We start from the raw sequence: 19,570 nt of genomic DNA on the forward strand, positions 1-19,570 counted from the left end.
ACGGCCATGAGCGACCAGGCAGGGCCGGCCGGAAAGTCCCATCCAGGAGGTGACGAGGAAGAGGCCGCCGCAGCCAATGAGAGGGAAACCGGCGCGGTGGCACAGGCGGACGCACTGGCCAAAATGGAGGATCTGTGGCGCCGTGCGCTGGCTGATGCAGACAACGTCCGAAAGCGCGCCGCCCGGGACGGCGCACAGCTCAGGGCACAGGAGCGCGCAGCGGTCTCTTTGGCGTGGCTGCCTGTCCTGGACAATCTGGAACTGGCCTTGGCTCACGCCCCGGCTGCCGGGGACCCACTCGTCGATGGCGTAGCCGCTATCCGGTCCCAGGCCATCGATACCATGGCCCGCCTGGGCTACCCGCGAATCGACGCCGAGAACGTCCCCTTCGACCCTCGGATTCACGAGGTGGTCAGTGTCTCGGAAACGGACGAGGCTCCCCCCGGGACTGTGCTTACCGTACTGCGTCCCGGCTACGGCGGCACGGACACCACCCTCAGGCCGGCCGCCGTCGTTGTGAGCCGGGCGGTGAACGCAGACCGTGGCTAAGGACCCATATTCTGTTCTCGGCGTAGCCCGGACGGCGGACGCCGAGCAAATCCAGCGCGCCTACCGCAAGCTTGCGCGAAAATATCATCCTGACGTCAATCGCGATCCGGACGCCGCTGACCGGTTCAAGGAAATCGGCGAGGCCTACAGCACTCTTTCCGATCCCGAAACGAAAGCACGCTACGACCGTTTCGGCGCCGATTACCGACAGTATGCCGGCAGCGGAGCCGGTCCGGCCGGAAGCGCTCCAGGATGGGGGTCGGGGGGCCCTCGGCCAGGACGTGGCGGATACGGCAACGTCAATAGGGGTGGCGACGTCGATTGGGAGGACCTGCTCGGAGGTTGGTTCCGTGAGCAGCGAGCAGGTCCGGCCCAGGGGGCAGACCACGAAGCGGAGCTTCGGCTGACCCTCGAAGAGGCGATCCGTGGCGGAAGGCGCACCGTCCGCCTGGCCCAGCCGGACGGCGAAACCCGGAACTATGACGTCGACGTGCCCCCCGGTGTGCTGGACGGCCAGCGCATCCGCATCGCGGGGGAGGGAGCCGCAGGCCGCGACGGCGGTGCGCCGGGGGATCTCTTCCTGACCGTGCGCATCCAGCCGGACGCCAGATATCGGCCCAAGGGCCGGGACATTCACTTCGACCTTCCCGTTACGCCGTCGGAAGCGGCTCTCGGGGCCAAGATCAAGGTCAACGCGCCCGCTGGAGCGGTCACCATCACCGTGCCCGAAGGGTCCTCCAGCGGGCGCAGACTACGGCTTCGCGGTCAGGGCATTCCCGACCCGAAGGGCCAGCCGGGGAACCTCTACGCGGAGATCCGCGTCATGGTGCCCCCGCGGCTGAGCAGTGAGGTGCGCAAGCTATACGAGCAGCTCGCCGCGGTGTCCGACTTTCACCCGAGGGAGGGGCTTCTATGAGCCGAGAATATCCGCTCGCCTATCCATGGCGCCTGAATCTCGAGGCGGTGGCCCGCAGCAGCGGCGTCCACCCCAACGTCGTCATGCGGTTCGTAGACCTGGATTTGCTCCGGCCACTGGGCGATTCCTCGGGGGGACCCTGGTTCAGTCCTAACGCCCCGGAGCTCATAGCCCGCGTCATGAGACTTCATTCGGAGCTGTCGCTGAACTACGCGGCAATCCCGCTGGTACTCGATTTGTTGGTGCGGGTCGACTCGCTTGAACGACGACTGGTGGAAATCACGCAGGTGGAAGGGACAGCTTCACGATGAACATGGAGAGTTTGACGCAAAAGTCGCAGGAGGCCTTGGCAGAGGCTCAACGGATAGCCCAACGCAATGGACACACTGAGACCGACGGCGAACACCTGCTGCTGGCCCTGCTGGAGCAGGAAAATGGCCTCGTCCCGCGCTTGCTCGTGGGCATGCAGGTCGATGTGGATGAGCTGAGGGCTGCCGTCGAAGCCGAGCTGAGGCGCAAGCCGAAGGTCACGGGCCCCGGCGCGGCACCGGGGCAGGTGTATGTGAGCCGCAGGCTGGGCGCACTCCTGGACACCGCCGAACGTGAAGCCAAGCGACTCAAAGACGAGTATGTCTCGGTGGAGCACCTGCTGGTTGCCTTGGCCGAGGAAGGACGGTCCACTGCCGCCGGAAGGGTGCTGGCCGATCACCGGGTCACGCGCGAGTCATTCCTGTCGGTACTGACCCAAGTACGGGGAAATCAGCGCGTCACCTCGGCGACACCGGAGCAGACCTACGAAGCACTGGAGAAGTACGGCCGCGATCTGGTGGCGGACGCCCGCACCGGAAAGCTGGATCCGGTCATCGGCCGCGACGCGGAAATCCGGCGGGTCGTCCAGATACTTTCGCGCAAAACCAAAAACAATCCGGTGCTCATCGGGGAACCTGGAGTCGGCAAGACAGCCATTGTGGAGGGGCTGGCCCAGCGGATCGTCCGGCAGGATGTGCCGGAAGGGCTGAAGAACAAGACCATCTTCTCGCTCGACATGAGTGCCCTCGTGGCCGGTGCCAAGTACCGCGGCGAGTTCGAGGAGCGGCTGAAGGCAGTGCTGGCCGAGGTGCTGGCAGCAGAAGGCAGGATCCTGCTCTTCGTGGACGAGCTGCACACCGTCGTGGGGGCAGGCGCGTCTGAGGGGTCGATGGACGCCGGAAACATGCTCAAGCCAATGCTGGCCCGCGGGGAACTGCACATGATCGGCGCCACCACCCTCGACGAATACCGCAAACACATTGAATCTGATCCGGCTCTGGAGCGCCGTTTCCAGCCGGTCACGGTTGACGAGCCCGACGTCGAGGACGCCATTTCCATTCTCCGCGGGCTGCGGGAGCGGCTTGAGGTCTTCCACGGTGTACGGATCCAGGACAGTGCTCTGGTGGCTGCGGCCACTCTTTCCCACCGGTACATCACTGACAGGTTCCTTCCGGACAAGGCCATTGACCTAGTGGACGAGGCGTGCGCCCGCTTGCGGACGGAAATTGATTCGATGCCGGCGGAACTGGATGAGCTCACCCGAAGGGTCACCCGGCTCGAGATAGAAGAGGCAGCCCTCTCCAAGGAGACCGATCCGGCCAGCAAGAACCGGCTCGAGGAGCTGAGGCGTGAATTGGCGGACCTGCGCGGTGAGGCCGACGCGAAGCGGGCCCAATGGGAAGCCGAGCGGCGGGCGATCCACAAACTGCAGGAAATCCGCAGCGAACTGGAGCGGGCGCGGCAGGAAGCTGAGGAAGCCGAGCGGAATTACGACCTCAATCGGGCGGCGGAGTTGCGCTACGGCAGACTTGCTGACCTTGAACGACGGCTGGCAGCCGAAGAGGAACGGCTGACCGCGAAACAGGGTGAAAAACGCCTGCTCCGCGAAGTGGTGACGGAGGACGAGATTGCCGACATCGTCGCGGCCTGGACAGGCATACCGGTCGCACGGCTGAAGCAGGGCGAACGCGAGAAAGTCCTCCACCTGGACGAAATCCTGCGCGCCCGCGTCGTGGGGCAGGAAGAAGCAATTAGCGCTGTGTCCGATGCCATCATCCGGGCCCGTTCCGGTATCCGGGATCCCCGCCGGCCCATCGGCTCCTTCATCTTCCTCGGCCCGACCGGCGTCGGGAAGACCGAGCTTGCAAAGGCCCTGGCTGCGGCGCTCTTCGACAGCGAGGACGCAATGATCCGGCTGGACATGAGCGAGTACCAGGAACGCCACACCGTTAGCCGCCTGCTGGGCGCGCCTCCTGGCTACATCGGTTACGACGAAGGAGGGCAGCTCACTGAAGCGGTACGCCGGAAGACCTATTCGGTAGTGCTGTTCGATGAGGTGGAGAAGGCCCATCCGGACATTTTCAACACCCTGCTGCAGGTGCTCGACGACGGACGGATTACGGACTCGCAGGGCCGGACCGTCGATTTCCGCAATACCGTCATCATCATGACCTCCAATATCGGCTCCCAGTATCTTCTGGAGGGTTCGGCCGAAGGCGGAGTGATCACCGAGGAGGCGCGCGGCATGGTGATGGGGGAGCTCCGGGCGCATTTCCGCCCCGAGTTCCTCAACCGAGTGGACGACACGGTCCTGTTCGCACCCCTGGGACTGCCGCAAATCGAGCGCATCGTTGATCTGCAGTTCCAACAGCTGCGGCAGCGGCTGGCCGAGCAGCAAATAGAGCTGCACCTGACCGAGGAGGCGCGCCTTCTGATAGCCGAACGCGGCTTCGATCCGGTCTACGGAGCCCGCCCGCTCCGCCGCTACATTTCCCGCGTGGTGGAAACGCAAGTGGGCCGGGCCTTGCTGCGTGGCAGCATCGCCGAGGGGGGAGTGGTCACGGTGACCGCAGCCGGAGGGGAACTAGTGGTTGACTACAGCACGATGGAGCTGGAGGGGGCCGGAACCGCATGAACAAGGCCATCATCAAATGTCCCCATTGCGGCAAGTCCAACCGTGTCCCGGCCGTCGCCGACGGCCGGCCACGCTGCGGCAGTTGCCACCGGGAGCTTCCGTGGGTGGTTGAAGCGGGCGACGAGGACTTCGGCGAGATCGCCGAACGGTCCGGCGTTCCGGTACTGGTGGACTTTTGGGCGGTGTGGTGCGGACCCTGCCGGATGGTGAGCCCCGTGCTGGACCAGCTGGCACACGAACGCCCGGGGCAGATCAAACTCGTAAAGGTCGACGTCGACCACTCACCACAGCTCTCCGCCAGATTCGCCATTCAGGCAGTGCCAACGTTGATGGTCATTGTCGACGGCGAGATCGTCGCGAGGCAGGCCGGTGCAGCTCCCGCCCCCACACTGAGATCCTGGCTGGAAGGGGCACTCACGAAGTAGAACAAGAGCAGGGACGACGGCGGTCCCGCCCCCTTGGGGGCGGGCCGCATGGCATCCTCCGTGGGTCCACAGCTGCTACAAGGTATTTTTTCCTCGCCGTCAGGTCATGAGGCGGTGTGGACCCTGATTGCCTGCTCTGCCTGCAGTCCGGCTTCCAGCCGCCCGGCCTCTTGCTTCGCCCCCTGGCATAGCCAGCGAACGTCGGAGTGGAGCCCGATGAAAGTGACCCCCCAGTTGATGAACAGCTTGGCATCGTCTGCGTCGTTCGCAAAAACGCCGGTGGCCTTTCCAGCCTCGCGTGCCTGGGCCACAACCGACCGCATGGCTTCGACGACCTCTGGATGCCAGGTGTCGCCGAGATGGCCCAGCGAAGCAGCCAGGTCGGACGGGCCCAGGAAAACGCAGTCGACACCCTCGGTTGCACAGATGCCCGCAGCGTTGTCCACGCCGGATCGGGATTCGATCTGCACGATGGTGCACACTTCTTCGTTGGCGTTCTTCACATACACCTGGTCAAGACCGTACCGGCCGGCCCGGACCAATCCTGCCACGCCCCGCACTCCAGCGTTACCATTCTGCGGGTAACGCATCGCGCGGACAGCCGCCTGTGCTTCGTCCGCGCTGTTGACATTGGGGAAGATAAGAGTGCGCGCACCAATGTCCATGGCCCGCTTGGCCAGGACGGGATCGTTTTCGGCTAGGCGTACGATTGCCTCGGCATGGCCGCCGTTAGCCCGGGCGGCGTCGACGGCCCTCAACTGTTCCACAGCGCTGGCGGGATCGTTAGGGGCGTGCTCAAGGTCGACTACGAGCCAGTCGAACCCGCAGTGGGCCAGGGCCTCGGCCACCGCAGGTGAACCCAGAGTTAACCAAGTTCCGGTTGTGGTGGCGCCGGAGCGCAGAGCCACCTTGACGGGGTTATCGTGCATCAGGTCATCCTTCTACGAGATCTGTTCATTGTGTCCGCGGGCCGGCCCCGGTCCATGCGACCCGAAGGTTCAAGCCGCCCGGGATTATCCTAGGTGCCGCGGAATCCCTAGCGGGTTGCTGTCCTGCAACTCCGCGGGGAGGACATGGTCGGGGAACCCCTGCAGTGCCACCGGGCGCAGGAACCGTTGAATCGCTGCCGTCCCGACAGATGTGGTTTGGACGGCGGTGCTCGCCGGGTATGGTCCGCCGTGCTGCTGGGCATGTGTTACAGAGACGCCTGTGGGCCAGCCGTTCCACAGGACGCGTCCCGCCTTGCCGGCCAGAACACCGAGCAGACGGCGGACGTCGCACTGGTCTGTGGCCTGTACCGTCGCGGTGAGTTGGCCGTCCATCCTCCGGGCAACCGCCAGGAGCTGGTTCATGTCCTCGTACTCAACCACCAGGGAGAAGGGCCCGAACCGCTCGGCCAGGAACAGGTCCGGATCCTCGAGGACTGCTACGATGTCGGTGCCCAGGATCAGTGGCGCCGGGCCGGCGGCCTCGCCCGGAATGTTCCCGTTCAGGATGCGGACCTGCCGGTGGCCTGCGAGCTCGGCAACTTCCCGGGTGTAACCCGCTTCTATCCGTTCGGTCAGGAGCCTTGTGGCGGCCGGCAGTTCCGCGGTGCGCAGGTGTTCGATGATTTGGCTTCCCGCCGGAACAAAGAGGGTTCCTGGCTTGGTGCATAATTGGCCGGCGCTGCCGGTCACTGCGGCCAGGTATCCCTCAGCGATCGCAGCAGGACGTTCTGCTGCGGCCGCGGGGGTAACAAAAACCGGGTTGTTGCTGCCCATCTCCGCGTAAAACGGAATCGGAACATCCCGTTGTTGGGCGATGTCGAACAGTGCCCGCCCGCCGGGGATTCCTCCGGTGAAGGCGCCGGCCTGGATCCTGGGATCTTTCAGGGCCCGGACGCCGGTTTCTGTTCCCTGGATCAGGGCCAGCACGCCTTTGGGTGCCCCGGCCTCTTCCAAGGCCTTGAGGAGAATCGCGGCGGTGCGCGCCGAGAGCTCCGGATGTCCGTGATGCGCCTTGACGATGACGGTGCAGCCTGCCGCCAGGGCTGAAGCTGTGTCGCCGCCGCCGACTGAAAAGGCAAAGGGGAAGTTGCTGGCGGCGAAGACCAGCACCGGCCCCAGCGGGAGCCGCATGCGTCGAAGATCAGGGCGGGGTGCACCCATCGGCCATTCGGGGTCGGAGTGGTCGATGCGTGCGTCAACGAAGCGGCCGATCCTTAGTTCCTCGGCGAAGAGCCGCAGCTGAAAAACGGTCCGCGTCAATTCTCCCCGCAGCCGCGCATGGGGCAGATGCGTCTCTGCCATGGCGAGTTCGATGAGCTCGTCGGCGTGTGTCTCCATGGCTGCAGCCATCGCCTCAAGGTGGCGGGCACGGCCAGTGGAGGGCATCCCGGACCAGCTCTCGAAGGCGGTTTCGGCCGCGCTCAGGACCTCGTCCAAGCTCAGGGTTTCAATAGTTTCGGTAGTCATCTTGTCTTGCTCTCTTGTTTGTATCCAGGATGGCCGGCGGACGCTTGGGCCCTAGTCGATCTCCTGGTTGCTCTTTTCTTTGGCGAACAACACAGCCACCAGTGAGATGGCGCCGCAGAGGATGATGAAAAGGCCCACCGGAAGATAGCTGCCGCCGAAGGCTGCGAGGAGTGCTGTGGCGATCAGCGGAGCGGGCCCGCCCGCGATAGCTGCGCCCAGCTGGTAGCCCAGGGAAGCGCCTGTGTAGCGGATGTCCGGGGAGAAGCTCTCTGCGATCACGGTGCCGATCAGTGACCCATAGGTGGGCCAGATGACGGCAAATCCGATGAAAAGCGCAACGGCAAGGAACGGCAGGGACTTCTGGTTGAGCATCCAAAGGTACGGGAGGATAAACACCATCAGGGCCACGGTGCCCCAGAGGAAAACCTTTTTCCGGCCGATCCGGTCCGAGAGCGCACCAAACTTGACCATCGAGAACACGCCGATCATGGCGCAGACCAGCAGCACCGAGAGTACGGCTTCGCGCTTGTACCCCAGGGTCATAGCGTAGGAGACGGTGAACGTCGCGAACATGAAGAACGTCGAGGTCTCAACGATCTTGGCGCCCGTTGCGATAAGGACTTCACGCCAGTGGTGCTTCAGGGTGTCGACGAGGGGAACCTGTTTCGTCGCTCCCGCGGCTTTCACCATCCGGAATGACGGTGTCTCGTCGACCTTGTGGCGGATCCAAAGGCCGACAGCCAACAGGACAACCGACAGAAGGAACGGTATCCGCCACCCGTAGGCCAGGAACGCTTCGTCCGAGAAGACCGCGCCTGCGGCCAACGTGATCATGTTGCCCAGAGCGAGCCCGAGCATAGCACCGGTCTGCGGGACTGCACCGAAGAATCCGCGCCGGTTCTTGGGAGAGTACTCGACGGCCAGAAGCAGGCCCCCTCCCCATTCGCCGCCCAAGGCAAGGCCCTGGAGCAGGCGGAGCACAGTCAGAATGATGGGAGCCGCGACGCCGATAGCTGAATAGGTGGGCATCAAACCCATCGCGACAGTAGAGACGCCCATCAGGGTCAGCGTGACGACCAGTGTTTTCTTCCGGCCGATCCGGTCTCCGACATGGCTGAACAGAATGCCGCCGATCGGACGGATCAGGAAGGCCAAGGCGAAGGACGCCAAGGCCAAGAGTTGGCTGACGGTCGGATCATTGGACGGGAAGAACAACGGGCCGAATACCAGCCCGGACATGGTGCCATAAAGGAAGTAGTCGTACCACTCGATTGTGCTACCGACTGCGCTGCCCCACAGGGCGCGCTTCCGATCCTCGTCGGAGACCACGATCTGTGGCGCTGCGACAGTTGATGACATGTTTCTCTCCTAAGGGAAGACCTTCGACGTTGAAGGTGTGGATTAGTTGCTGCTGCCCATCAGGACCACCGAACGACCGATGTTTCCGTTGGTCAGCGAGTCGAATGCTTCGTTGATTTGGGCCAGGCTGAACTTCTCGCCGACAAGGGCATCAAGCTGCAAACGGCCGGCCAGATACATGTCCAGGATCTGAGGGATCTGCACTGACAGATTGGAGGAACCGTACAGGCTCCCCCTCACCGATTTCTCCTGCTGAACAACCTGGTTCAGGGGCACGTTGATCTCGGCCTCGGCGTTGGACAGTCCCACTACGAAAGCCGTGCCGCGGGGGCGAAGCGCCATGACAGCCTCGCGAATGGTCTGGGGCCGGCCGATTGCCTCGACAGCCCAGTGGGCTCCATCGCCAGTGATCTCGTGAACAGTGGTGGCCAGGTCGTGTTCGCGCGTGTTGATCGTGTGGGTTGCCCCAAGCTCCCGCGCCTTCGCGAGCTTTTCGTCGTCAATGTCGGCAACGATCACCGGGTAGGCCCCGACCGCTGCGGCGCCGATGACCGCCGAAAGCCCCACTCCGCCAGCTCCAACGATGAGGATCGACTCCCCGGCGGGAGCCCCCATTCCGTTCAGCACGACGCCCATCCCTGTGATCACGGCACAGCCCATGATGGCTGCCACAGCGGCGGGAACCTCTTGGGAAATCTTGATCACCGATTCGCCGGATACGACGCATTCCTCCGCGTAGCAGGACACTCCCATCAGGTGATGTACGGGCTTTCCGTCGTGTGACAGCCGCGTTCCGCCGCGCAGCAGTTCGTTATGGGTAGCGTGCACCGCGCCGAGGCGGCAGAGCGCAGGCGAACCGCTGCTGCAGTACTCGCACCGGCCGCAACTTGGCCGCCAGGTCAGAATGACCTTGTCGCCCGGCCTGACATGGGTGACACCGGCTCCGACTTCCTGCACGATGCCCGCGCCCTCGTGGCCCAGCACGATAGGCGTCCGGCATGCCAGGTCCTGGACCATGTAGTGGTAATCACTGTGGCAGATGCCCGCCGCGTCAACGCGCACCCGGACTTCGCCCGGACCAGGCGCCTGTAGATCAAGATCGACGACGGCAAGCGGTGCGCCTGCTTGGTTCATGATTGCGGCCTTCACCGATCACTCCTTGTTGCTTGGTTCTCATATCCCGTGTTTGAAATCACGGGAACTGAGCATAAGCATCAGGTCCGGACCGCCGTCGTCAAAATCTGCCTCTCATTCAGTGAGACGCCTATAGTTTGGCCCAATGCGGAACTGCCCCCATCTGGCGGTTTAGTCCCAGTGTCGCTGCATGGACGGCGGGACCAACGAGTCTCATCTCCACCACCCCCACCGGAGCAGTGATGGAAATGGCCGCCACAGCAGTACCATCACCCCGCAGAATGGGACTCGCCGCGCACGCCAGGCCGGCATGGGATTCTTCCCGCTCATAGGCAATACCCTCACGCCGCGCCAGGTCCAGTTCGGCGCGAAGTTCCTGGGGATCGGTAACAGTGTTAGGCCCGATCTTCTCCAACTCACCGTTCAGAAGATCCTCGACCAGCTGGTCAGGAGCGTGGGCAAGCAGGGCCTTCCCGCCGGCAGTCGCATAGCACGGTACACGGCCACCAACCCGGGAGGGGATGGTCAAGTCCCGATACTGGCCGCGCAGGATCTCGATATAGACGACGTCGTTACCTTCGAGAACACCCAGCTGAACAGTCAAGCCCGTAGCCCGCCGGAGGTCGAACATCGTTGCGAGGGCCAGACGCCGAAGATCCTTTGGCTGCTGCGCCATCTGCCCCAATTCAAAACAGCGGATACCGATCTGGTATCCGGACTGAACCCGGTCGACAAAATCGTGCTTGGCGAGTTCCGAGAGTATCCGCGCCGCCGTCGCTCGGGAAAGTCCGGCCCTGCGCGCGATCTCCCCTCCCGTCAGGACTGGCTCTTCAGGACTGAAGACGTCAAGGATCAGCGAAACCCGCTCAATCATGCTGGCAGCGGGCTTCGATTCAGTGGAATTCACGTTAAGCAGTATGGTCTCACTGAGCGAGACGCGCAAAGTCCCACGCAACCTTCTTGATTGACAGCTCCGCCCGTCGCGACAACGGAGCCGACGGACAGGACGAGGGGCCTGGACGAGCTCCACTCAGTCGTGGGTCGCGCTCCAGCGAGACAACGCTAATTGAACTGGAGCGAAGAGGATGGCGAGGCAGGCCCAGGGGAGTCGACGAGGTTCGGGACGCCTCCGAAGGAGGCCAGGGCCCGGGCGGTCTCCACAAACTCGCGTGCCAGCCCGTCATTGACGTCGGTACGCCATGCAATCGACAGCGGAGAGGGCGGGACGTCTCTGACCGGGATGAAAGACAGCCCCGGACGGTCATAGAAACGCTGGGTGGAGGCTTGAGTGAACGCAATTCCCCGCTCACCCATGATGGCTTCGAAACACTCGTCGACGGTGGCTACCTGTGTGCCCAGACGCACGGGACGTCCGCCGCGGGCCTGGGTTGCGAGCCAGAAATCCCTCCATTTATCCGAAGCCTTGCGGGCGACGAAAGACTCATCAACAACCTGTTCCACCGAGACCTCGGACAGGCCGGCAAAGCGGGAACTGCTGGCAACTACGAGGACCCGCGGCTCAATGAACAAGGTCTCCATGGCGAGCCAGTCAGCCGCCGGCAGGGGCGGCCGCACAAATGCCACGTCAGCGCTTCCGTCGGCAAGACCCGCAGTGGGGTCGGCGAAATCAAAGGACCTCATCTGGACGTGAATTTCCGGGTGGTTGTTCTTGAACGCGGCGAGGATCCGCGGGGTCAGTTCAGCAGCCGCGTTGGCCTGAAAGCCGACTATCAGCGTGCCCCGCACGCCGCTGGCAACCTCACGCGTCAACGACACGGCGCGCTCCGCCGCGGACAAAAGGCGCCTAGCTTCACCCAGCAGAACGTCCCCTGCGCTGGTCAGTGAGACGCTGCGGCTGGTCCGAATCAACAGGGGAGTGCCGAGCGAGTGTTCAAGCTTCCGTATTTGAACGCTGAGGGATGGCTGCGCGATATGGAGCCGCGCAGCGGCCCGACCAAAGTGCAGTTCTTCCGCAACGGCTACGAAGTACTGCAGGACGCGCAGGTCTAGCTGTGGCTGCCGCATCGTTCAACTGTAGGCTCCGCGGCAATTGGAGGTCCAATAGTTTCGGCCTATCGGTGGATAGTACACAGGTATTGGACCGCTCGGGGTCACGGAGGCTGCAATGGAAGCAGCGAAGGGTTGCCAACGGAGACAGCCGCAAAGGCACTCCGGGAACCCCGCTTTCGAGGCTCGGGCAGAGAAGTCCGACCCTCAGCGAGTTCAACGAGAGGAACAACGACATGACGGTCGCAACACGTGCCCCTTCTGTGGAATCCTGGGTTCAGAGCTTTACGGAGGCCAACAACCAGGACCCGGAAATTCAGGCCCACGGAAACTACTTCACTTGCTCCTACCTCCTGGACATGGAGGCGCACACCTTTGTGGTTCGGGTAGTGTCGGGCGCCATCACCCAGATTTCCGTGGACCCGGGACCCATCGAGGTGCCCTACCAGTTCGCCATCCGGGCCAGCGCACACACCTGGGGTGAATTTGGCAAGCCTGTCCCAGCTCCCATGTACCACGGCATCTGGGCCGCCACTTTCCAGCGCGACATGAAGCTGGAAGGCGACGTCCTGGTCCTGATGCAGAACCTGCGCTGCATCACCCGCCAGATCGAACTGCTGCGCTCCACCGGCGCACCCGTCTAGACCACCGGAGACCTGACATGAGCAAAATTTCCCCCGTTACCGGCCACTACGTCACCGTCGACGTGGACGGCCTCGAATACAAGGTCTTCTACCTCGAAAACGGCCAGGGCCAGCCGCTGGTCTGCCAGCACACCGCTGGAGCCCACAACCACCAGTGGCGCGGCCTGCTGGAGGACCCGGAAATCACCGCCAACTACCGCGTCATCGCCTACGACCTCCCCCGCCACGGCAAATCAGACCCCCCTGAAAACACCCAGTGGTGGACCGAGGAATACCAGCTCAGCGCGGACCACTTCGCCAACTTCATCGTCGCCCTCGTCGATGCACTGGAACTGGTTGACCCCATCTTCATGGGATCCTCGTTCGGCGGCAACATAGCGCTGCAGCTCGCCCACCGCTTCCCGGAGCGGTTCGACGCAGTCATCCCCGTAGAGGGCGCGGACCACTCACCGGGCTTTTACCTCGACTGGTGGCAGCACCCCCATGCAAATGCCGCGCAGGTGTGCGGCAGCGGCACCTGGGATCTCATGGCCCCGCAATCACCGGAGGCGGACCGTTGGAAGACCTGGTTCTACTACACACAGGGTTCCGAGGCGTTCAAGGGTGATCTGTACTTCTACTCCGTGGACCACGATCTGCGCGGCAAACTGGGCGAAATCCAGACCGATAAATGCGCGGTGGTCCTGATGACCGGCGAGTACGACTACCTCACCACACCTGAAGACGGAGCCCGCACGGCCAGCCAGATCCCAGGCGCCGAGTTCATCGAGATGAAGGCCATCGGGCACTTCCCGATGAGCGAGAACTACCCGGTTTTCAAGGGATACCTCGTTCAGGCTCTGGACCTGATCCGCACCAAGACCAGCGTCCGAGCCTAGCCTGTTCTCACCTAAGGCGTCGGTGCCGGCCCAAGGGTCCCGGCACCGACGCTGCCACCTAAATAGTGCCGCCACGACTTCTTTCAAACCCTCAGAGAACGAACGATGTCAACAACTTCCCAGCTCATGGCAGCCAGGCAGGCCGTGGGACAGCCGGGCCGTATGCGCCAACGCCAGTTTGGGACAGAGAGCACCCGAATAGGTAGGCGACCTATTGGCATCGTCCTCGTAGGAGTCCTGCTTCTGGGCGCCGACGTATATGACGGACGACATGATCCTGATGTACCCGAACCGAGCCTCCTGTTCAAGCACTTCACCATGGCTGCCCAGCAAGGCTTCCGCGCCTCTCCGACTGAGACAAGCCCAAGACGCGCTGCCACTGCAGCGTGAGTCTCCCCACGTTATTTTGAGTAGCTATCAATAAGACGTTAAACTTAGATGTAGGTCAGAGTAGCCCTCGAGTACCGCACCGGTGAACATCCCCGGGCCGGCAGGGCAAGCGACACAACCCGCAACGCCCTTCTGCTTGAGCGGCACTGGAACCTGAACTGGCCCTGATCCTGAACCCCGAGGAGAACCCATGACTTTGCTGGCAGAACGCCCCGCAACTACCAAACCCGCCCCTGAGACCGCTGCCGGCACCACTGTCGTAGGCACCGTACTGCGCGGCGGCAACTATGTAACTCTGCCCGGCGGCAGCGCCCCGGCCCGTGGTGAAGGCACCTATGTCACCGTCCCCGGCAGGCGACTCATGCCTCCCGTCACCCGTGGAAGCTATGTCACGGTAGCCGGCGTTCCCACTGTTGCCGCCGGGCCCGTCGAGGGCAGCTACGTAACGCTTCCGACGGCAGCCTAAAGCCCCAGCGTCCTTGGTGGATGGCACCGTGGGGCGTAGAAAGGAGGCCGACGGCGACACTGCGTGTCGTCGTCGGCCTCCTTTTTTTAGTGCAATCGGCGTCGGACGGGTATTCCATATGCAGGGGACCCGGCAGTCACCCGAGCGCTTGCTGGCGTCATTGACCATGGGAGCGATGTCGGGGAGCCTCACCTTGCCGTCCACGCCCTTGCCGCAGTTGCTAGCCATCCAGGTCTCCTCGGCGCACGCGGCGTCGGCCCGGTCCCGTGGATCGAGTGGTCTTCCAGCCCGATGACCGTGGCCAGCCGGGTGAGGTCGCCTTTGCGCGGCCGAGGAGCGGCAGCGGGAAGTTGGCCATGACGTCATCGCGCTCCCTGATACGGCGGCAGAGGGTTTTCTGGACTCGTCCGGTGGTGCAGCATGCTCTCGGCGGCGCAGCAGCTGCCGCCATCTGTGCCGGGCAGCCGACGCCGGTCGTCGGGTTCCGGGCACTACCTCTAGGTGCGAGTGATGGAAAACCTCGCACCCTTGGACTGAAAAGGTTGCTTCTAGAGGACGCCAACCGAGTGATGGTGTCCTTGCGGCGAGAGGCCGGCGTCAGGCGTTACGGCAAGCTCATAGGTGCGGCGATGGCAGTGGTGCTGGTGGCCGCCATCACGTGGGCGGTGCCTGCCGCCGCACACACAGCAACAAACCCCGAAGGACACTCCTGCAGCTGATGTCAGGGACGGGTTTCATTTTTTCTCCACTAGAAGGTGACGAGAGGGATTAACGTTCCCCACCGACGGGTGCGGAAGGTTGAGAGGGTGGCGAACGTCCGGCCGTCGGCCAGCCGCACAAGGTGTGTCGCCTGCCAAACTTGCCAAAACGATTCGTCGACTGTCCGCCGCTCACTGTATGGCCGCTCTCCGGCAATAGTCAAGGGTCCGAAGAACTCCGAGTGACGCTTGACACACTTCCGTATCGACGCCTAATCTGAGTGCCAAGTCGATTTGGCAAAACGATTTTTCACTCTTCCGTCTTAGTTTCCCCAGGCCTACCTCCACGTAGATTCCGTCAAAAGAAAGGGAGTCGACAGCGATGTCCTCTCGAACCACGATGTCCCGGATCACCGCCATTGGCGGGCTGTCCACCGCGGTGCTCCTGGCAGCAACCGCCTGCGGCGCAGGGGGCCCGGCGGCAACGTCGGCCAGTACCGGTGCCAGCACAGTCAACGTCCTCGTTGAGGCCGGTGGCCACGCCGAACTGACAGGCGTCGCCGAACAGTGCAAGAAAGAAACAGGCGTAAGCGCTAACTTCGTCGAGCTGCCTTACGACGGCATGTTCAACAGGCTCTCCAGCGAGTTCTCCTCCGGCAACGTCTCCTTCGACGTCGCCGCTTTGGACTCCGTCTGGCTGCCCAGCTTCAAGGACGCCGTCCAGCCCATCGACGAGCTTTTCACCGACGAGGCGAAGAAGGATATCTTCCCGGCCCTGGTCAAGGAAGCCAACGTGGACGGGCACTTCATCGGCATGCCTGCCTGGACCAATGCCGAAGTCATCCTCTACCGCAAGGACCTGTTCGAAGACGCCAAGAACAAGGCCGATTTCAAGACCAAGTATGGCTACGACCTGGCCGCCCCCACCACCTGGAAGCAGTATCAGGACATCTCCGAGTTCTTTACCAAGGACGGCATGTTCGGCACGGACGTCAAGGGCGGTGTGGAAACCGAATGGCTGGCCCACGTCCTGCAGGCCGGCTCGCCGATGGTCCTGGACGAGAACAACAAGGTGGTCATTGACAACGCCGCCCACAAGGAAGCGCTTGATTTCTACGTCGGCCTTGCCAAATCCGCTCCCTCCGGTGCCGCACAGGTGGACTGGGCCGCCGCGCAAAACCTGTTCAACCAGGGCAAGACGGCGATGACGCGTTTCTGGGCCCACGCTTACCGGCAGATCCCTAAGGATTCACCGGTGGCCGGCAAAGTGGGAGCGGCTCCCATGATCGCCGGATCTGCCGGCGTCGGGGCCGTTCCCGGCCCCTGGTACCTCACCGTCCCGAAGGCCACCAAGAACACGGACGCGGCCAAGAAGTTCGTTAAGTGCGCCTACGACTACAACAGCATGGGCATCGAATCCAGCCTGGGCCTGGCCTCCCGCATCTCCGCTTTTGAGAAGTACCAGGACAAGGCAGGCTACGAAAGCTTCAAGCCGCTGATCGAAACCCTCAAGGGGAGCGCCACTGCCACCCGCCCGGCCACCGAGAAATGGCAGCAGATCGTGGACACCGTCCTGGTTCCCATGCTGCAAAAGGCCGTGGCCGGTGGTGACTCCGCCACCCTCCTCGCCGACGCCAAGAAGCAGATCGAGGACCTCCTCAAGTAAGATCCCCGCGGCCGGCATCTGCCGAAGAGGCACAGCAAGTCCGGTGCCGGCCGCGGCCCCAACCAGCGGAAGAGAAAACCGTGCGCATCTCCGATCGCCGTTTCGCATTGTTCCTGATGACACCAGCGGCGCTGTTCCTGACAGTATTTGTGGCCTTCCCTCTGTTCCGCCTCGTTGCGGACAGCTTCTTCAAAATTTCCCCGATCGCCGGCGGCCCCCGCGACTTCGTGGGCCTGGACAACTACTTCCGGGCCTTCGCCTCCGAGGCCTTCACGGGTGCTGGGTGGCGGACCTTGGCTTACACCCTGGTGGTGGTCACCCTCGAATTCGCCCTGGGGCTGGGAATGGCTCTGCTGTTCACCACCCTCGGGCGCAGCTCCCAAATCTGGCGGACCGTCTTTATGTATCCGCTGATGATCGCCCCGATCGTGGCAGGCCTCCTCTGGAAGTTCCTGATGATCGACAACTTCGGCCTCATAGGGACTCTCCTGCACCAGGCCGGCGTCCTGTCCGACCCCAACCAGATCGGCTGGCTCTCCGATCCGAACATTGTGCTCTTTTCTGTGGCGATCCCGGACATCTGGCTGACCACATCGTTCATGTGTCTGGTGCTCTTCGCAGGGCTCCAGAACATCCCCGGGGACCTGATCGAAGCAGCACGCCTGGACGGCGCACGCGCACCAGCGCTGCTGTTCCGCATCATCCTGCCCCTCCTGCGGCCCGTCATCGCCGTGGCGCTGGTGGTCCGCGGAATTGACGCAGCCCGCGCGTTCGATACCATCCTCATCCAAACCAACGGCGGCCCACAGTCCGCCTCGGAAACCATGAGCCTGCTGATCTACCGGACCATGATCCGCTTTGGTGACCCTGGGCTGGCCAGCGCCATGGGCACCCTCTACCTGCTGGCCATGCTCACCGTCGCGTTCGTCGCGGTGTCCACCATCTGGCGGCCAGGAAAGGACAACTGATGCGCGTCGCTGAACGAACAACGCACGACGCCGGGGTTCCGGCCGGAGTGCCCGCGGAACCTGCCGCGCCCACAGCCCCGCGACCCAATAGGCGCCGGGGCGTCAACCGGGAAGGCCTGGAAGCAGGCCGCCGGAGTACCAGGGCCCTGCTCTGGGTCCTCCTCGCCGCGGCGATGGTGCTCTACGGGTTCCCGTTCCTGTACCTGCTCTTCACATCCTTCAAAACCCCCATCGATACCATCGCGGTGCCACCCACCATCCTGCCCCGGGAATGGACGCTGGAGAACTACGCCAACGCTCTGGGCCGCAACGGAGTCCTCGCCTCCTTCATCAACAGCATTCAGACGGCCATTATCAGCACCGTGCTTTCGCTCGTGCTGGCGGTACCGGCGGCCTACGGCATCACCCGGTACCAAACCCTCAGCGGCAGGATCTTTATCATGGCCGCCCTGGTTACCCGCATGGTGCCTCCGGTGGCGATCGGTATTCCGCTGGCTTCGATGATGGCAACCGTTGGCCTTTCAGATACTCCCATCGCGCTGTCCATCGCCCACACCACCATCTCGCTACCGCTCTCGATCTGGCTGATGTCCAGCTTCTTCGAGGCGGTGCCGAAAGACCTGGAGGAAGCTGCGACGGTGGATGGGTGCAGCAGGCTCGGAGCCTTGTGGCGGGTGGTGATCCCGGTGGTCTCCGGCGGCATCGCTGTCACCGCGATCTTTGCCTTCCTGGCCTCCTGGAACGAGTTCCTCTTTGCACTCCTGATGACAGCAATCCGCTCCCAGACAACGCCCGTGGTGATCGCGAACTTCCAGACCCAGTTCGGCCTGGACTGGGGATCCATGACGGCGCTGGCCGCCGTTTACTCCATCCCGGTCATCCTCCTCACCCTTCTCTTGCAGCGCAAGATCGTCGCCGGCATGACGCTCGGCGCCGTCAAGGGCTAGACCACCAGCAACGAGTAGCCTACTGATAGCCCCCAGGGGCATCGCCAACCATAAGGACGTGGGAGACAGATGAGCAACAAGAACATCGGCATCAAGGACGTGGCCGTCGCCGCCGGCGTCTCCGTGACAACTGTCTCCCACGTCCTCAACGAGGTTTCCTATGCCCGGGTCAGGCCCGAAACCAGGGACAAAGTCAGGACCATTGCCGAGCAACTGGGCTACGGCCCCAACCGCCTTGCCCAGGCCCTTCGCACCCAGAGGACCGGCATGCTGGGGCTGGTCAGCGAGGAGATCGCCACCACGCCCCACGCCGGCCGGATCATCCTCGGCGCTGACGAAGCCGCCAAGGCCCGAGGGTACAACCTCATGATCATCAACACCTCCGGCTCAGCCAGCCTCGAATCCCGGAGGGCCGACGTCGAGGCCCTGCTGGAACGCCGGGTGGACGGAATTCTCTACGCCACCATGTACCACCGCGACGTGGAGCTGCCGGCCAACCTCGGCAGCGTGCCCTCCGTCCTGGTCGACTCGGTGGCCGCAGGCGGAAACATTACAGCCGTGATCCCGGACGAAGAAGGCGGTGCACGCGCCGCCGTGGGCGCGCTCCTCGAAGCGGGCCACACCCGGGTGGGCTTCATCAACAACACCGACGATGTCCCCGCGACCCGTCAGCGGCTCCAGGCCTTCCGGGCCACCCTGACTGAGGCAGGGCTCGACGGCAAGGCGGCACCTGTCGAGTCCGAGGTCTCGGAAGTGCAGGGCGGATATGAGGCTGCCCGGCGGATCCTGGGACGCGAGGACCGTCCCACAGGCCTGTTCTGCTACAACGACCGGATGGCGATGGGAGCCTACCGCGCCGCTGCAGAGCTGGGACTGAACATTCCTTCTGATCTTTCAATCGTCGGCTTTGATGACCAGGAACTGATCGCCGCCAACCTTCACCCGGGCCTGACCACCGTGGCCCTGCCTCACTACGAGATGGGTGCCTGGGCCACCGAGCACCTGATTGACGCCGTCGAGGGAAAGACCGACCTTACCCTCATGGCACTCCACCCGACCATCCTGGGCTGCCCCCTCGTGAGCCGCGATTCCATCGCGGCTCCGCGGCAATAGGCATCCAGAC

18 protein-coding genes are annotated in these 19,570 nt (G+C 63.5%); 12 read left to right on the top strand and 6 right to left on the bottom strand.

Annotated elements, in window-relative coordinates:
* The first annotated feature begins 6 nt into the window (after positions 1–6).
* From ACHMXB_RS04935 to trxA, 5 genes are read left to right on the top strand one after another with little or no spacing between them, the layout of a single operon-like run.
* On the top strand, positions 7–549 hold the full coding sequence (locus ACHMXB_RS04935; protein ID WP_395403256.1) for a nucleotide exchange factor GrpE: 543 nt from the start codon (positions 7–9) through the stop codon (positions 547–549).
* The gene (locus tag ACHMXB_RS04940; protein ID WP_395403258.1) at positions 542–1,465 is read left to right on the top strand and encodes a DnaJ C-terminal domain-containing protein; all 924 of its coding nucleotides are present in this window, start codon (positions 542–544) and stop codon (positions 1,463–1,465) included. Before ACHMXB_RS04935 ends, ACHMXB_RS04940 begins: the two co-directional genes overlap by 8 nt.
* Entirely contained in the window at positions 1,462–1,776 is a 315-nt protein-coding gene (locus tag ACHMXB_RS04945) for a chaperone modulator CbpM (protein ID WP_395403260.1), read from the top strand. The genes ACHMXB_RS04940 and ACHMXB_RS04945 overlap by 4 nt, the downstream gene beginning before the upstream one ends.
* Positions 1,773–4,409 carry an ATP-dependent chaperone ClpB gene (clpB, locus tag ACHMXB_RS04950; protein WP_395403262.1) on the top strand — a complete coding sequence of 879 codons (2,637 nt, stop codon included), beginning with the start codon at positions 1,773–1,775 and terminating at the stop codon, positions 4,407–4,409. The genes ACHMXB_RS04945 and clpB overlap by 4 nt, the downstream gene beginning before the upstream one ends.
* Positions 4,406–4,834: a thioredoxin gene (gene trxA / locus ACHMXB_RS04955; protein WP_395403264.1), complete on the top strand. Its 429-nt coding sequence runs from the start codon at positions 4,406–4,408 to the stop codon at positions 4,832–4,834. The genes clpB and trxA overlap by 4 nt, the downstream gene beginning before the upstream one ends.
* Positions 4,835–4,938: 104 nt before the next feature.
* On the opposite strand, the gene ACHMXB_RS04960 is transcribed toward trxA, so the two are convergent.
* The 6 genes from ACHMXB_RS04960 to ACHMXB_RS04985 all read right to left on the bottom strand — a co-directional run bounded on the left by ACHMXB_RS04960 (position 4,939) and on the right by ACHMXB_RS04985 (position 11,808).
* Positions 4,939–5,763: an HpcH/HpaI aldolase/citrate lyase family protein gene (locus tag ACHMXB_RS04960; protein WP_395403266.1), complete on the bottom strand. Its 825-nt coding sequence runs from the start codon at positions 5,761–5,763 to the stop codon at positions 4,939–4,941.
* 84 nt (positions 5,764–5,847) lie between these two features.
* Positions 5,848–7,290: an aldehyde dehydrogenase (NADP(+)) gene (locus ACHMXB_RS04965; protein WP_395403268.1), complete on the bottom strand. Its 1,443-nt coding sequence runs from the start codon at positions 7,288–7,290 to the stop codon at positions 5,848–5,850.
* A gap of 51 nt (positions 7,291–7,341) precedes the next feature.
* On the bottom strand, positions 7,342–8,649 hold the full coding sequence (locus ACHMXB_RS04970) for an MFS transporter (protein WP_395403270.1): 1,308 nt from the start codon (positions 8,647–8,649) through the stop codon (positions 7,342–7,344).
* A 42-nt stretch (positions 8,650–8,691) separates the two neighbouring features.
* Positions 8,692–9,798 carry a zinc-binding dehydrogenase gene (locus ACHMXB_RS04975; protein ID WP_395403272.1) on the bottom strand — a complete coding sequence of 369 codons (1,107 nt, stop codon included), beginning with the start codon at positions 9,796–9,798 and terminating at the stop codon, positions 8,692–8,694.
* A 115-nt stretch (positions 9,799–9,913) separates the two neighbouring features.
* Positions 9,914–10,690, bottom strand: coding sequence for an IclR family transcriptional regulator (locus ACHMXB_RS04980; protein WP_395403274.1), 777 nt, complete (start codon positions 10,688–10,690; stop codon positions 9,914–9,916).
* 155 nt (positions 10,691–10,845) lie between these two features.
* The gene (locus tag ACHMXB_RS04985; RefSeq protein ID WP_395403276.1) at positions 10,846–11,808 is read right to left on the bottom strand and encodes a LysR family transcriptional regulator; all 963 of its coding nucleotides are present in this window, start codon (positions 11,806–11,808) and stop codon (positions 10,846–10,848) included.
* A gap of 218 nt (positions 11,809–12,026) precedes the next feature.
* On the opposite strand from ACHMXB_RS04985, the gene ACHMXB_RS04990 reads away from it, so the two are divergent.
* The 7 genes from ACHMXB_RS04990 (at position 12,027) to ACHMXB_RS05020 (ending at position 19,560) form a co-directional block, all read left to right on the top strand.
* The gene (locus ACHMXB_RS04990; protein WP_395403278.1) at positions 12,027–12,434 is read left to right on the top strand and encodes a hypothetical protein; all 408 of its coding nucleotides are present in this window, start codon (positions 12,027–12,029) and stop codon (positions 12,432–12,434) included.
* A gap of 17 nt (positions 12,435–12,451) precedes the next feature.
* On the top strand, positions 12,452–13,312 hold the full coding sequence (locus ACHMXB_RS04995) for an alpha/beta fold hydrolase (RefSeq protein ID WP_395403280.1): 861 nt from the start codon (positions 12,452–12,454) through the stop codon (positions 13,310–13,312).
* A gap of 580 nt (positions 13,313–13,892) precedes the next feature.
* Complete coding sequence (locus ACHMXB_RS05000; RefSeq protein WP_395403282.1) at positions 13,893–14,168, top strand: hypothetical protein; 276 nt, start codon at positions 13,893–13,895, stop codon at positions 14,166–14,168.
* Between the two features lie 1,080 nt (positions 14,169–15,248).
* Positions 15,249–16,532 carry an ABC transporter substrate-binding protein gene (locus ACHMXB_RS05005; protein WP_395403284.1) on the top strand — a complete coding sequence of 428 codons (1,284 nt, stop codon included), beginning with the start codon at positions 15,249–15,251 and terminating at the stop codon, positions 16,530–16,532.
* Between the two features lie 80 nt (positions 16,533–16,612).
* Positions 16,613–17,500, top strand: a complete 888-nt coding sequence (locus ACHMXB_RS05010; RefSeq protein WP_395403286.1) for a carbohydrate ABC transporter permease — start codon at positions 16,613–16,615, stop codon at positions 17,498–17,500.
* Positions 17,500–18,447 carry a carbohydrate ABC transporter permease gene (locus tag ACHMXB_RS05015; RefSeq protein ID WP_395403288.1) on the top strand — a complete coding sequence of 316 codons (948 nt, stop codon included), beginning with the start codon at positions 17,500–17,502 and terminating at the stop codon, positions 18,445–18,447. The genes ACHMXB_RS05010 and ACHMXB_RS05015 overlap by 1 nt, the downstream gene beginning before the upstream one ends.
* Positions 18,448–18,516: 69 nt before the next feature.
* Entirely contained in the window at positions 18,517–19,560 is a 1,044-nt protein-coding gene (locus ACHMXB_RS05020) for a LacI family DNA-binding transcriptional regulator (protein WP_395403290.1), read from the top strand.
* Positions 19,561–19,570: the final 10 nt, after the last annotated feature.

This window comes from Arthrobacter sp. UC242_113 (genome assembly GCF_044054585.1).
In the GTDB taxonomy this organism is placed as follows: domain Bacteria; phylum Actinomycetota; class Actinomycetes; order Actinomycetales; family Micrococcaceae; genus Arthrobacter.

Coding starts and splice junctions, on each gene's coding strand:
- ACHMXB_RS04990 (WP_395403278.1), top strand. CDS start 12,027: ATGACGGTCGCAACACGTGCCCCTTCTGTGGAATCCTGGGTTCAGAGC.
- ACHMXB_RS05000 (WP_395403282.1), top strand. CDS start 13,893: ATGACTTTGCTGGCAGAACGCCCCGCAACTACCAAACCCGCCCCTGAG.
- ACHMXB_RS04995 (WP_395403280.1), top strand. CDS start 12,452: ATGAGCAAAATTTCCCCCGTTACCGGCCACTACGTCACCGTCGACGTG.
- ACHMXB_RS05015 (WP_395403288.1), top strand. CDS start 17,500: ATGCGCGTCGCTGAACGAACAACGCACGACGCCGGGGTTCCGGCCGGA.
- ACHMXB_RS05005 (WP_395403284.1), top strand. CDS start 15,249: ATGTCCTCTCGAACCACGATGTCCCGGATCACCGCCATTGGCGGGCTG.
- ACHMXB_RS04985 (WP_395403276.1), bottom strand. CDS start 11,808: ATGCGGCAGCCACAGCTAGACCTGCGCGTCCTGCAGTACTTCGTAGCC.
- ACHMXB_RS05020 (WP_395403290.1), top strand. CDS start 18,517: ATGAGCAACAAGAACATCGGCATCAAGGACGTGGCCGTCGCCGCCGGC.
- ACHMXB_RS04965 (WP_395403268.1), bottom strand. CDS start 7,290: ATGACTACCGAAACTATTGAAACCCTGAGCTTGGACGAGGTCCTGAGC.
- ACHMXB_RS04960 (WP_395403266.1), bottom strand. CDS start 5,763: ATGCACGATAACCCCGTCAAGGTGGCTCTGCGCTCCGGCGCCACCACA.
- ACHMXB_RS04935 (WP_395403256.1), top strand. CDS start 7: ATGAGCGACCAGGCAGGGCCGGCCGGAAAGTCCCATCCAGGAGGTGAC.
- trxA (WP_395403264.1), top strand. CDS start 4,406: ATGAACAAGGCCATCATCAAATGTCCCCATTGCGGCAAGTCCAACCGT.
- ACHMXB_RS04970 (WP_395403270.1), bottom strand. CDS start 8,649: ATGTCATCAACTGTCGCAGCGCCACAGATCGTGGTCTCCGACGAGGAT.
- clpB (WP_395403262.1), top strand. CDS start 1,773: ATGAACATGGAGAGTTTGACGCAAAAGTCGCAGGAGGCCTTGGCAGAG.
- ACHMXB_RS04945 (WP_395403260.1), top strand. CDS start 1,462: ATGAGCCGAGAATATCCGCTCGCCTATCCATGGCGCCTGAATCTCGAG.